The sequence below is a fragment of the Pseudoalteromonas sp. OANN1 genome (assembly GCF_024124685.1).
In the GTDB taxonomy this organism is placed as follows: Bacteria; Pseudomonadota; Gammaproteobacteria; order Enterobacterales; family Alteromonadaceae; genus Pseudoalteromonas; species Pseudoalteromonas piscicida.
Genome location: NZ_JAMXSE010000030.1, coordinates 11515 through 24864 on the forward strand (window position 1 = coordinate 11515; position 13350 = coordinate 24864).

General features: G+C 45.4%; 10 protein-coding genes. 5 read left to right on the top strand and 5 right to left on the bottom strand.

Translation table 11 applies throughout. From position 1 onward, the window contains the following. Positions 1-52: 52 nt before the first annotated feature. On the top strand, positions 53-1468 hold the full coding sequence (locus NH462_RS20090; RefSeq protein ID WP_253107541.1) for a M20/M25/M40 family metallo-hydrolase: 1416 nt from the start codon (positions 53-55) through the stop codon (positions 1466-1468). A gap of 89 nt (positions 1469-1557) precedes the next feature. Beyond that, entirely contained in the window at positions 1558-2328 is a 771-nt protein-coding gene (locus NH462_RS20095) for a tetratricopeptide repeat protein (RefSeq protein ID WP_010378162.1), read from the top strand. Here the strand turns inward: NH462_RS20095 and NH462_RS20100 are convergent. Next, positions 2325-4937: an EAL domain-containing protein gene (locus tag NH462_RS20100; protein WP_017219414.1), complete on the bottom strand. Its 2613-nt coding sequence runs from the start codon at positions 4935-4937 to the stop codon at positions 2325-2327. The genes NH462_RS20095 and NH462_RS20100 overlap by 4 nt on opposite strands. 316 nt (positions 4938-5253) lie before the next feature. Between NH462_RS20100 and ubiD the strand changes: the two genes are divergently transcribed. The 3 genes from ubiD to NH462_RS20115 all read left to right on the top strand — a co-directional run bounded on the left by ubiD (position 5254) and on the right by NH462_RS20115 (position 8280). Continuing rightward, positions 5254-6726 carry a 4-hydroxy-3-polyprenylbenzoate decarboxylase gene (gene ubiD / locus NH462_RS20105; protein WP_045962178.1) on the top strand — a complete coding sequence of 491 codons (1473 nt, stop codon included), beginning with the start codon at positions 5254-5256 and terminating at the stop codon, positions 6724-6726. A 77-nt stretch (positions 6727-6803) separates the two neighbouring features. Then, positions 6804-7517 (top strand): NAD(P)H-flavin reductase, encoded by a 714-nt coding sequence (gene fre / locus NH462_RS20110; RefSeq protein WP_017219412.1) that lies wholly within the window; start codon positions 6804-6806, stop codon positions 7515-7517. Between the two features lie 355 nt (positions 7518-7872). Further along, entirely contained in the window at positions 7873-8280 is a 408-nt protein-coding gene (locus NH462_RS20115; RefSeq protein WP_010378153.1) for a CBS domain-containing protein, read from the top strand. A 20-nt stretch (positions 8281-8300) separates the two neighbouring features. Here the strand turns inward: NH462_RS20115 and add are convergent, their stop codons facing one another. From add to hemC, 4 genes are all read right to left on the bottom strand, one after another. Next, positions 8301-9296, bottom strand: a complete 996-nt coding sequence (gene add, locus NH462_RS20120; RefSeq protein ID WP_253107543.1) for an adenosine deaminase — start codon at positions 9294-9296, stop codon at positions 8301-8303. A gap of 132 nt (positions 9297-9428) precedes the next feature. Continuing rightward, complete coding sequence (locus NH462_RS20125) at positions 9429-10532, bottom strand: heme biosynthesis HemY N-terminal domain-containing protein (protein WP_010378149.1); 1104 nt, start codon at positions 10530-10532, stop codon at positions 9429-9431. Beyond that, entirely contained in the window at positions 10529-12346 is a 1818-nt protein-coding gene (locus tag NH462_RS20130) for a uroporphyrinogen-III C-methyltransferase (protein WP_253107545.1), read from the bottom strand. The genes NH462_RS20125 and NH462_RS20130 overlap by 4 nt, the downstream gene beginning before the upstream one ends. After that, positions 12347-13285 (bottom strand): hydroxymethylbilane synthase, encoded by a 939-nt coding sequence (gene hemC / locus NH462_RS20135; RefSeq protein WP_253107547.1) that lies wholly within the window; start codon positions 13283-13285, stop codon positions 12347-12349. Positions 13286-13350 lie beyond the last annotated feature (65 nt).

The following is a 13350-nucleotide window of genomic DNA, read 5'->3' on the forward strand; positions in this document are numbered from 1 at the left end:
TCACAATTTATGCTTTAATCTCTCGGTAACTCCATTTTTACCAAGGATTATCATGAAGTTTAAATCACTATTGGCATTTGGTTTATTAAGCGCAGGTTTGAGCACAGCACTGCAAGCCGAAGAATTTACTACACAACAAGAAGAATTTACTACACAACAATTAGAACAAGTTAAACAAGTTAGAGAAGCCGCAAGCCACAGCAACCTAAGCTGGCAACTACTAGAATCCCTCACCACAGAAGTAGGCCCACGCTTACCGGGTACCGAAAATGATAAAAAAGCGGTAGCTTGGGCAAAGAAACAACTTGAGCAATTGGGCTTTGACAAAGTCTGGCTTGAGGAAGCGACCTTTCCTGAATGGCGCCGCTACCATGAGTCTGCAAAAATCCTGATACCGAGCGAACAACCGCTACACCTTACCGCGCTCGGTAACAGCGTCAGCACACCAAAAGATGGTTTAAGTGGTGAGGTAGTTTTATTTGAAACCCTCGATGAGCTGATTGCCGCGCCAGACAATAGCTTAAAAGGTAAAATAGCCTTTATTAATTACCGCATGAACCGCGACATTGATGGTAATGGCTATGGACCTGCGGTAAGAGCTCGTAATAGCGGTGCCGTAGAAGCGGCTAAAAAAGGCGCTATCGCCTATATGATGCGCTCAGTCAGCACCAGCCACCACCGCTTCGCGCACACTGGCGGCAGTCACTATAAAGCGGGAGTGACAAAGATCCCGTCCACTGCAGTTGCGAACCCAGATGCAGATCAGCTAGCACGCCTTATCAACTCAGGTCATGCCGTTAAAGTCGCGCTAAATATTCAAACCGAGGACTTAGGTGAAGGAACCAGTTACAACGTCATCGGTGAATTCACGGGCACCGAATTTCCAGAGCAATATGTCTTAATTGGTGGTCACTTAGACTCTTGGGATCTGGGTACTGGTGCACTCGATGATGGCGCTGGTGTTGCATTGACGATGGCAGCAGCAAAGCACATTGCCGATGTAAAACGCCCTAAACGTAGTGTCCGCGTAGTCCTATTTGCAGCAGAAGAACTCGGTCTCTGGGGAGCAAAAGCTTATTTTAAAAAGCATCAGGCAGAATTAGACCGCATCGTAGCCGCATCCGAGTCCGATTTTGGTGCAGATGTAGTGTATGCGTTTGAATCAAACGTAAATGCCGCTTCCTTACCAGTTGTACGTGAGATTGCAAAGCAATTGGCGCCGCTCGGCGTTACTTATATTGGCAAGAATAGCGCACATGGTGGTCCTGACTTAATTCCGCTGAAAAATGCCACATCGGCGCCAATCTTCGCTTTACACCAAGATGGCACGGATTATTTTGATTATCACCACACAGCTGATGACACGCTTGATAAAGTCGATCCGGCAAAATTAAAGCAAAATACCGCGGCATACGCTGTATTTGCCTTAATGGCAGCCGACGCCAAAACGAAAATGGCAGGGAAATAAAATCTTACACTTATGGGGACAAGTACACTTGTCCCCTACACTCAAGTTGCCTACCTTAGACATACCCACACGTAACTAACTAATAGAATATGGAAATCAAAAGCGTATTTTTTTCCTTTTACGACACAATATTCAACTTTATCAGTAAATATAAAGTTGCGATGTCGGCACTGATTGTGGTCACTATTGCACTTTACTTTTATAACCAACATCAACAACAAATCGCTAGTTATCAAACATACTTAGCCTCCCCACAAATCGATGACCTGATTATTTTTGACGCTGGCAAAAACACAGGGCAAGCTTATGATCCAGCTTTTCAGATACTACAAATTACTGAACTAACAGATGACAACATTGAAGTGAAGGAAAGTGCCTACACGTATCGAACAATGCGTAACATCACCCGAGATATCCGTGTCAGCATGCTAATGACCGATCATTATTTTAAGCCACAAAGGCTGACGCTAGAAAAAGACAATCTATTAGACTTACTTGACAATGAAACGATTGTTTCCGTCTACAGACCAGTCGGGATCCATGTACTTGGCGGTGTTGTTAGACAACGATTTAAAAAGCCGAAGCCACTATATAACGGACCTAAGATCTCTGCACAGAATCAAGAAGCAATTCACGCTTACAGCCAAGGAAACTTTGAAGAAGCAAAAACGGGATTTGCAGCAGCGGCTAAAACTGGCAACCCTTGGGCACAATATAACTATGGAACAATGCTTCGCGACGGTGAAGGCGGTGCAAAAGACATTAAAAAGGCGATCCACTGGCTTAAACTTGCCGCCGAGCAAGGTAATCATAAAGCACAATCGGCTCTGGCTAAGTTATGCCAAGACTACCCCTGTTAACTGTGACTTTGCTTGTGATACTGCATAGTCAAAACGTTTGCTTCAAACTCTTGTTGTGCCACAGGCTTAGAATGAAAATAGCCTTGTGTCATATCACACAGTAAATTCTTTAAAAACATGCATTGTGCAGGGGTTTCAACCCCTTCTGCAATGACCTTTAAGTTCAATTTGTGCGCCATCAAGATAATCGCACTGACGAGCGCTTTATCTTCTTCATCTTCAGGTAAATCACGAATAAAGGTTCTATCAATTTTCAATTTAGAAAGCGGGAAGCGCTTGAGGTAACTCAACGACGAATATCCAGTACCGAAGTCGTCAATCGCCAGTTCTACGCCCATTTCTCTTAATGCTTTTAATTGTGACAATATTTTGTCTGAGTTTTCAACCAGTACCGACTCTGTGATTTCCAATGTCAGATACTTTGCTTCCAGTTTGGTATCTCTAAGTACTTTTCTTACTAGCTCGACCATATCTTGGCGTTTAAACTGAATACTAGAAACGTTAACTGCAATAAATAAGGGTCTACCGTAGTTGTCTTGCCAGGCTTTAACTTGAGAACAAGCGTGATATAGCACCCACTCCCCAATGGGTAAGATAAGGCCTAGTTCTTCGCAAACGGGAATAAACTGATCGGGTGAAACATGGCCCAGCAACTCACTTTTCCATCTTAACAACACCTCGCAGCCAACGAGGTCGCCGCTGCCAAGCTGTGAAAAAATGGGCTGGTACACCAGTGATAATTCTCGATTAGACAGTGCTTTATGCAAAGCGCTTTCTAACACGCTACGCGCTTTGGCATGTTGATGCATCGCTGAAGTATAGAATTGAAAACAGTCGCGACCATGTTCCTTGGCTTTATACATTGCACTGTCGGCATTACGGAGCAAAATTTTTCGGTCGGTGCCGTCATCTGGGTAAAGCGTGATCCCCATACTACCGGAGACATAAGCTTCGTGTCCTTCCAAATGAAAAGGGTTGGCTAGCGCACGTAAAATCTTCGTCGCAACCAGCTCTAAATCACTGATGGAACTTATATCTTGTAGCAATAAAGCAAATTCATCCCCACCTAACCTTGCAACGGTATCAGAGCTGCGCACGCACTCATTAATACGGTTTGCTGCTTCTTTGAGTAATAGATCACCAATATGGTGCCCAAGCGTGTCATTCACTGCTTTAAAGCGGTCAAGATCGATAAAACAAATAGCAAAGCGCTCTTCTAGCTGAGCTGCTCGTTTTAACGCTAAATCAAATTTAACGTGATAATGATGGCGATTTGCAAGGCCCGTCAAACTATCAAAGTTGGCTTGCTGCCACATCAACTGCTCGTTACGTTTTCTCGAGGTAATATCACTGAATAAGGCAACATACATATCAATCTCCCGAGCTTCATTAAATACTGCGGATACCTGCAGCCAACTCGGATAAATTTCACCATTTTTGCGCTTGTTCCAAATCTCTCCTTCCCAATGGCCTTTGTTAACCAAATCATCATATAACGCATTGAAAAAGCGCTCATCGTGACGCCCAGAGTTTAGGATTGATGGAGTCTCCCCTATCACTTCATCCATGCCAAAGCCTGTAATTTCGCTAAATGCGCGATTTACCATTTGGATTTGATTATGTTTGTCGGAGACCAACACGCCTTCAGTGGTTGTCGCAAATACCGTACTTGCCAAACGCTGTTCTCTTTCGTTCTCAAGTTCTTCCGTAATATCCTGAATAACATAAATGAAGCCAAGCTTAGCTTGCGTTTCGCTTACTACAGGGGCACAAGAAACCCGAACATTACGATAGTCAAAACGCGCATCGAGTTGGCACTCCAGCGTACCTTCCGTTAGCAGCTTTTCACTATCAAGCACATCAAATAAGGTATAAATAGATTTTGATTTTAACGCTTCTAAACTATCAAAATCCTTTAATACTGAACCATTAGCGGCTTCTATATGATGAGTTTCATCCGTAAACACCAGGTATGCTTTAATACCATCAAAAATGGCACTGAGTTTTGCGCCTTGATCTTGTGCTCGCTGATTGGAGCGCCTTAGCCTGACCAAAACGGTCATCAATACCGCCATCGATAGAATAAGCACAGCAATTACCGCAGTTAACAGAATGACCTGTACCATATTGGCTTGCTTGATTTTTTCAGTCTGTAACAAGACCTGCTGTTCAAGGTTAGCTTGGTAGTGCCAGAGATCTTGCTGTAGCTTACGCTTTTCACTCATATCTTGAATGATAGAAAGTAATCTAGGTTTGCCATCACTATTTTCAAACGGCGTTGAGTGAACACTTACTGTTTTCACACTACCGTCTGCAGTTTGATGTTGGAAGATAAAATAGTTGCGGCCTTCATTTAAAGCTGCTTGACGCTCATTGGCAACCTGCTCGGCGGTAAATAAGTTGATATCTTGAATGACTTTTGATTCTAGTACCGCCTCGCTATAACCATAGAATGCGGCGGCAGCTTTATTGGCATCCAAAATTTTTCCAGACGTAGGCTCGATGATCAACATCACCGCGCTATGATTAGAAAAAGTATAATATGGTAACTCGTTAGCTGGTGCTGAAATACAAAACAGCAACAGCAGCCCCCCGAGCAATTTTGACATCAACTTCAAACTCAGACCCCTCAGGATATCGTTTTATGCAACCGCGGCGACTATAGCGCAAAGGGTATGTGAGCTACATCGAAAGTCGATTCTTGCTTGTTTCATATCAAAACAACTCAACACACACATCTTTTTATAACAATTTATACACTTGCTCTGGCGTACTGACAAGCCGATAAGTTCTGAAAGTGTAGTCTATTTCGCAATAGTGTAGACGCAAAAGTGAGTAACTAAACCTTTTCACCACCCTATCCGTACAGCTAGGAAAAATATGCCTAGTTGATATACTAGGCCAAACTCAACTCATAGTGCGCCGATGAAATACCAAGACTTACGAGATTTTATAGCCCAGCTTGAAAAACAAGGAGAACTTGTTCGCGTCAAGCAGCCCATTTCCACCAAACTAGAAATGACTGAAATTGCAGACCGAACGCTGCGAGCAGGTGGACCCGCTATCCTATTTGAAAACCCTGTTGGTTATGACATTCCGGTACTGGCTAACCTATTTGGCACACCAAAGCGCGTTGCAATGGGGATGGGACAAAGCGATGTCAGTGAACTTAGAGAAGTCGGCAAGTTACTCGCTTTTTTAAAAGAACCCGATCCACCGAAGGGAATTAAAGAAGCCATTGGCCAGCTACCGGTATTCAAACAAGTGTTGAATATGCCAGCCAAAGAAGTGAAAAAAGCCCCATGCCAAGAAGTCGTATTGAGCGGTGATGAGGTCGATCTCACTAAACTACCTATTCAACATTGCTGGCCTGGTGATGCCGCACCTTTAATCACATGGGGGTTAACGGTAACCAAAGGTCCTTATAAAAAGCGTCAGAACCTAGGGATTTATCGTCAGCAGTTATTGGGTAAAAACAAAATTATTATGCGCTGGCTATCACATCGCGGTGGCGCGCTTGATTTTCAAGAGTGGTGCAAAGAGCATCCGGGCGAACCGTATCCGGTATCAGTTGCACTTGGCGCTGATCCGGCGACGATTTTAGGTGCGGTGACCCCGGTTCCAGATACCTTGAGCGAATACGCATTTGCGGGTCTACTGCGTGGTAGTAAAACGCAGGTCGTTAAATCTATTTCTAACGAGCTGCAAGTACCAGCGAGTGCCGAAATTGTCTTAGAAGGATATATTCAACCGGGCGAACTCGCGCCAGAAGGCCCTTATGGCGATCACACCGGCTACTACAATGAAGTTGACGACTTCCCTGTAATGACTGTCACCCATATAACGCATCGCAAAGATCCAATTTATCACAGCACTTATACAGGCCGTCCGCCTGATGAGCCAGCTATTCTTGGTGTTGCCCTTAACGAAGTATTCGTACCGATTTTACAAAAGCAATTTCCGGAAATCGTCGATTTTTACCTTCCACCAGAAGGCTGCTCATACCGCATGGCGGTCGTCACCATGAAAAAGCAGTATCCGGGGCATGCTAAACGCGTGATGATGGGCGTATGGTCTTTCCTTAGACAATTTATGTACACCAAGTTTGTCATTGTTTGCGATGATGATGTAAATGCTCGCGACTGGAATGATGTAATTTGGGCGATAACAACACGTATGGATCCCGCAAGAGACACCACCTTAGTTGAAAGCACGCCTATCGATTATCTCGATTTTGCTTCCCCTGTGTCCGGGCTTGGTTCTAAAATGGGTATGGACGCAACCAACAAATGGCCGGGTGAGACCGACCGTGAATGGGGCGAGCCTATCGTTATGGATCCCGAGGTTAAACAACGCGTTGACGAAATTTGGGATACCCTAGGGATCACCATCAAATGACATATATCATCTAACATTGTGCACTCAGCTATGCTAGAGTGCACAGACTTTAGCCACGTGCTTAATAAAGGTAACACATGCAAGTATTAGCAGCAGAGGTTGTCTCAATTACACCTCTTACGGAATTTGTTCACAAAGTTATATTAAAACCTGAAGAAGCGGTGCAATTTGAAGCCGGCCAGTATCTGCAATTGGTACTTGGTGAAAAAGACAAACGTGCTTTCTCGATTGCCAGCAGTCCTTCAAAAACAGAGCAGTTAGAGTTACATATCGGTGCTTCTGGCGCTGACTCTTATGCCATGCAGTCACTAGATCACCTACGTAACGCTTTTGATACAAAGCAAACCGTTGCATTAGAAGTTGGTCTTGGCGTATCTCAGATCCGTGTTGATCAAGCGCGTCCACTAGTACTACTTGCCGGCGGCACAGGGTTTTCTTATGTCAAATCTATGGCCGATCACTTGGCTGAAACGGGTTACGACCAACCAGTATTATTTTACTGGGGTGTAAAAGAAGAAGCTGCGTTGTATGCAAAAGCGGAGATGGAAGCTTGGGCCGCCTCAAATAAACATTTCCAGTTTATTCCTGTGGTAGAAAATGCCAGTGAAGCATGGCAAGGTCATCGCGGTTTCGTTCATCAGGCTGTGATGAAAGATATCGTTTCTTTAGAGCCGTACAGCATTTATATGGCTGGCCGCTTTGACATGATAGGTATCGTGCGTGATGACTTTATCAATCATGGTGCTGAGCGCGACTTTATGTACGCCGACGCTTTTGCGTTTATTAAGTAACCTGAGCTGCGGATAATTAATGCCTTTCTAGCAGCCAGTTTTAGCGCTAACTGCGTTGAATTCACTTCCAATAGCCAGCTATTGGTGCGTAAATTCGCCTTGTTTTCCCTAAAACTCTCTGGCTAGACAAGGAAAAAACTAAGTTGTGCTTTAGAAACAATTAGTTGGAACATTCCTTATCCAAACCTCAGGTTAAGTAACTTAAGACAAGTTATTTAATAGCAATTTATCCAATGTGTGGCTGGTCTTTAGTCACACATTGGAAAAACAGAACAAACCAATCAAAACAATCCATTTTACCAAAGCAGTCTCACCCGCTACTCTCATATTACACACAAACACCGCGAGAAGTATGATGAGTAAACTCTATGTTCGTGACATTATGTCACCCGATTTCCCACTGTTAACCGCCGAGACCGAACTAACCGACGCAATTAGTTTGCTACAAAAGCATCATTTAATTGGTGCGCCAGTGATTGATGCACAGCGTCATCTTGTTGGATTTATTTCAGAGCAGCAGCTACTCAAGCCTTTGCTTAATTCCAGCTACTTTTGTGATGGTAAAGTACATCTGAGAGACTTACTGGCTACGCCTGCCCTCAGCATTGAAGCTGCAACAACCGTTGTCGACCTTGCACAACGCATGCAGCAAAATAGCCCTAAGGTTTATCCCGTACTCAATGAAGGCAAAGTGATTGGTATTGTGACGCGCAGCCAAGTCGTTGCGGCGCTAAAAGAGAGTTATCTTAGCTGTGCGGGATGATCCCACACAGCAACTTCAGCCTACGCTTTCTTAGCAAGCAACGCTTTTTTATCAGCTTCGCTTAAAAAGGCAATCTCAACCGCATTGCGCTGCGCTTGATGGATATCACTCAAATCTAAACCTGCCGCCGCAGCTGCATGGCTATACTCGTTATCCAACTCGATACCTTGAACCGCAGGGTCATCGGTATTGATGGTCGCCAATACACCATGATCTAAAAATGCTTTCAATGGATGCGTGGTTAAACTTTCGACAGTGCTTGTTTGGATGTTACTGGTTAGGCAAGACTCGATCCCAATACGATTATCACGTAAATAATCCATTAGAGCTGGGTCATGGATTGCTTTAACTCCGTGACCGATACGTGTTGCACCTAGTTCTTTAATGGCTTGCCAGATACTTACCGCGCCCTCAGCTTCGCCAGCATGTACCGTCACACCAAGGTAAGCATCGCGAACCTGCTTGTAATGCTCAATAAACAGCTCGCCAGGGAAGCCCAGTTCGTCACCCGCGAGGTCAATCGCAACCAACTGCTCTTTAAAGGCAAGTAGCGCGTCTAGTTCATATTGGCATTTCTCCACACCAAATGTGCGTGACATAATCCCGATCAGGTTAACCTTGATGTCTTGACCCTTGACTGCACTTTGTACACCGTCGACTACGGCTTCAACAACGCCCTGCGGGTGTAGATTATGGGTTTTTGCCATGTAGTAAGGACTAAACCTTAGTTCAGTGTAATCAATACCTTGTGCAACTGCGTCAGCAACATTTTCAATCGCAATACGGCGACAAGCATCATAGTCACCTAGTACCTTTACACCCCAATCTAGTTTTTCAAGAAACGCCATTAGATTGGGTGCATTATCCAACACTTGAACATGCGGGCGTAGACCTTCGAGATCCGTTGCCGGTAAATCCATATTAAACTGCTGGCCAAGTTCTAAAATCGTTGTAGCACGAACGTTACCATCTAAGTGGCGATGTAAATCTAATAGTGGAAGTGTGTTATTGATCATAAGAGACTCGATTTGCAGTTAAAATTTTTGGGATCATACGCACCTAAACTGAGATAGCAAGGACATATGTCAGAATTGAGTATAGCTAACTTTAATACAAAAAAGCCTGCACATTGCTGCGCAGGCTTTTCGTTACGATTTTGCGATTAAATACGCTTTCTCGTAGGTATGCATTTTTTCGTAGGCGAGCTGAGCTTGCTTACTCCAGCGCGCTTCCCAAGGGTTAGCGCTTAAAGAATCAAAGATCTTCGCAGCAAGCTCATAGTCCCCCTCAGCATTGCAAAGGCAAGCCAATGAGAACAGCAGCTCCTTGTCATCTGGATGCTTTTTCAATTGCTGCTGCAGTGCTAATTTGAGTTCATTACTACTTTGCGTGCTGTGTTGCAGATAGTCGGCCAGCTGGTGATATTGACCTTGTTTGAGCAGCTTCTTGAGCTCCCCCAACACTTCCGCTATGCGCCCCTGTTGCAGCTTTACCTTATTAAGGGCTGGTATTGCATGCGCTTTTACTGCCTTAGGTAGCATATTGAACAAAGTATCTGCTTGCTCTGGGGCTATCACAAACATGCGCTCGAACACACTCTGCCACTGTGTATCACTCCAGTTGAGCTTTTTGTGCCACTTCGCGATTTGTGCAGCGGCCAGCTCGGGTTGCTTAGCCTGTAGGCAAGCTAAAATGTAACCGCTAAGCACCGCTGAAGTTGGTTTAGCCGCAGACATTTTATCATCAAGTAAAGCCAACGCCTGTTCACTATTATTTGCCTCTAGCCATAGTGCCGCAAGCTGCCCTTGGTTGTCATCTGATATAGCTTCTAGCTCCGTATTCGCTTTGACAACATCTCCTTGTTTTAACGCCGCTTTGGCTGCGATGGCACGCACATAGTCTTGGCGTTCATCCGGCTGCGGCGTTTTCGTCAACAAGGTTGCGGCTTGTTCCACTTCGCCGTTAATAAATAGCCACAAACTTTCGTTCCATGCTTGTTGCGCTTTTAGTTTACGCTTTCTGGAAAAATGACCTTTCGTATTGACTAGACGATGCCACGACCAACGCACTACCTTACCTAACAACACTAAAGCGGTGATGGCAAGCAACAACAAGATAGTGAAAGACACTATGCTGCCTTCAATCGTGGTTTGATTGAAAGAGATCAACACATAGCCTTTCTCATCAATGAGCAAATGACTGGCGGCTAGCGCGATAAAGATAAGCGTAAAGGTGATGATTTTTGCCATCATTTTAGCCACCCTTTTACTGCTGCTGGGGTGGCAAGCTCAATCAACTCTTGGCGCTGAACTTCACTGCGGCTCAGCTTGTTTAAAGCCTGCTGCATCGCGTTCACAGGCGCGTGTTGCGTATCAAAATAACGCGCCAACGTGTCGGCTGCACTATCAAGCGCACTGAAGTAAATGCTCGCTTGTTGATCCATTAATGCGGTTTGTGCTTGGGTTAAATAAGCACGCAGCTGCGTGCGTATAAGCAGCTGCTCGTTTTTATCTAGGAGTGGGTCTATCACCACTTCATCATGGTGACGTATGGTAATAAAGTCATCAACCAATCCCTGCCAAGAGCGCTTTAAGTTCGCTTGCCAATCATCAACCTGTTGCGATAGCGCAGCATCTTCACTCGCTGCTTTTTGCGGAATTTGCTTAGTTTTGATCGTTAGCGTATCAACTTGAGACAATAAACCATGAAGCTCAAAGTAAAGTGACTCCGTTTGCGGCTTAGGCAAAGCCTTCAAAGCGGCAATGTCTTTAGCAATCGCCTGCTTAACAGCTGCCGTGTTGGACTCAGACTCTAAGCTCTCTTGCAAGCGCTGCAGAATAGCAATTGCGCCAAGATAATCTTGCTCTGCCGCAACTTTAAATGCAGCAAGGCGCTGTAAATACAATGCCTCAGAGGCCACTGCACCGCTTACTTGCTGCTGCGCCTTGGCAAGCGTCTGCGTTAACTGGGTCTCCACATGTTGCTGCTGCTCAGCCAATCGCTTTGCGACATTGTCTTGCAGCGAATCAAGCACATTTTCTACTCGTTGAAGTTGCGATTTAGCGCCACTCAGCTGCGTGTCTAATAGCTGATTTTCAGCGTTAATCGCTTGGTTAGCCAGTAACGCTTGTTGCAACTGTTGTTGCTGTTGCAAATAAACATAGCCAGCACCCGCGCCACTACCCAGTGCCACTAATAATGCAAGGAGCGCAACCTTACTCACACCAGGCTTCGCGTGATGTGGCGTTACGGTTTGCTCTGCTGCTTTTGCTGCTTGCTGGGTATTTGTATTCTTTGTTTGCGATTCAGACTGAGTCATTTTGCGCCCTTGCTGCTTGGTATAGTCGATGATACTCCCTGCGATGGCACGATTATCAGGGCCATGACATACCACAATTTGAGACTGTTCGATGTTATAGGATTGCTGTACATGCTCAGCAATACGTTGGCTCACAACAAAGAAAGTGCGCTGAGCCAACCAATCTTTACTTGCTGACGACTGCGTATTAAAAATCGCATCCGCTGCACTATTACTGGTAATGACTATACCTTCAATCTGCTGGCTTCGCCAGTGGTCTAACCAGCCATCTGCATTGTCTTTTACGGCAACGCGTTCATAAACCACCAGACTGTCAAGGATGGCACCTCGCGCTTTTAAAGTTTGCGCAATGACGGGACGCCCGCCTTTCCCTTTGACCAACAATACACGCTTGCCCTCCACAGAGGACAGCTGCGGGAGTCCAAGCAAGCCTTCGGAATCAGGTTGTTTAGGGTATTTAGCCTTGATACTTAGGGTCTGCTGGATAGCATCGGCCGTGCCTTCACCAACAGCAAAAGCTGCGCAATGTCCGGCTAATGGAACTTCTAGTTGGTGAAAGTATCGCACCGCATCCGGCGAGACAAAAATTGCTAACTCGGCTTCGCTTATCATTGCTTTAGCGGTGTCACTCACTGCCACTTCGTTAAGCTGTAATACTGGGCAAATCACTGAGCTAATTTGCTGCTGTGTCAGTAACTCAGATAAAGACTCTGATTTGCCAACGGGTCGAGTTAGCACAACTTTCATTTAAGCGTCCCTATAAACCTCAGCAAGAATTTTATCTGCACCTTGCGCAAGTAAAGATTCTGCCAATTGAATTCCAAGTTGCTCAGCCTCTGCAACCATACCTGAGCATTCGCCGCGCAAGATTTCGCTGCCATCGACAGCACCCACTAAGCCGCGCAAGTGCACCTGATCGCCCGAGACTTCTGCGTAAGCGCCGATTGGAACCTGACACCCTCCTTCCAAACGGCGGTTCATTGCACGCTCGGCAAGTACACGAATACGTGTATCAGTGTGTTCCAGTGGTGCGAGGAATGCTTTGGTTTGAGCATCATCGCTACGACATTCGATGCCGACAGCACCTTGACCATTGGCCGGTAATGAATCTTCTGGTTCAATATAACTTGCGATTCTATCCACCATTTCTAAGCGGATAAGTCCCGCGGCGGCCAAAATAATGGCATCAAACTCACCCGCATCTAGCTTAGCTAGGCGAGTATTCACATTGCCACGTAAATCCTTAATGACTAAGTCTGGGCGCGCTGCTCGAATTTGACATTGGCGACGCAGGCTTGATGTGCCAACCACAGCGCCCTCAGGCAACTCTACCAGTGAAGTATAAGTATTAGACACAAACGCGTCTCTTGGGTCTTCACGTTCACAAATAGTATGCAGCTCGAGCCCTTCAGGGAAATCAACAGGTACATCTTTCATTGAGTGCACTGCAATATCTGCGCGCCCTTCTAACATGGCCTGCTCAAGCTCTTTGACGAACAACCCTTTACCGCCAATTTTTGCCAGTGGCGTATCTAAAATCTTGTCGCCTTTAGTCGACATCGGCACGAGCTCTACTTTTAGATTAGCATGGTGTTTTTCAAGCTCTGCCTTAACAAATTCGGCTTGCCATAGCGCTAAAGCACTTTTGCGCGTTGCAATACGTAATATGGAAACTTGTTCTGTCATGATTTGCCTTTCATTTATTGCAGCGTTATTGCCGCTGCAAAGAGTTAACTATGTGGTGATGGCAG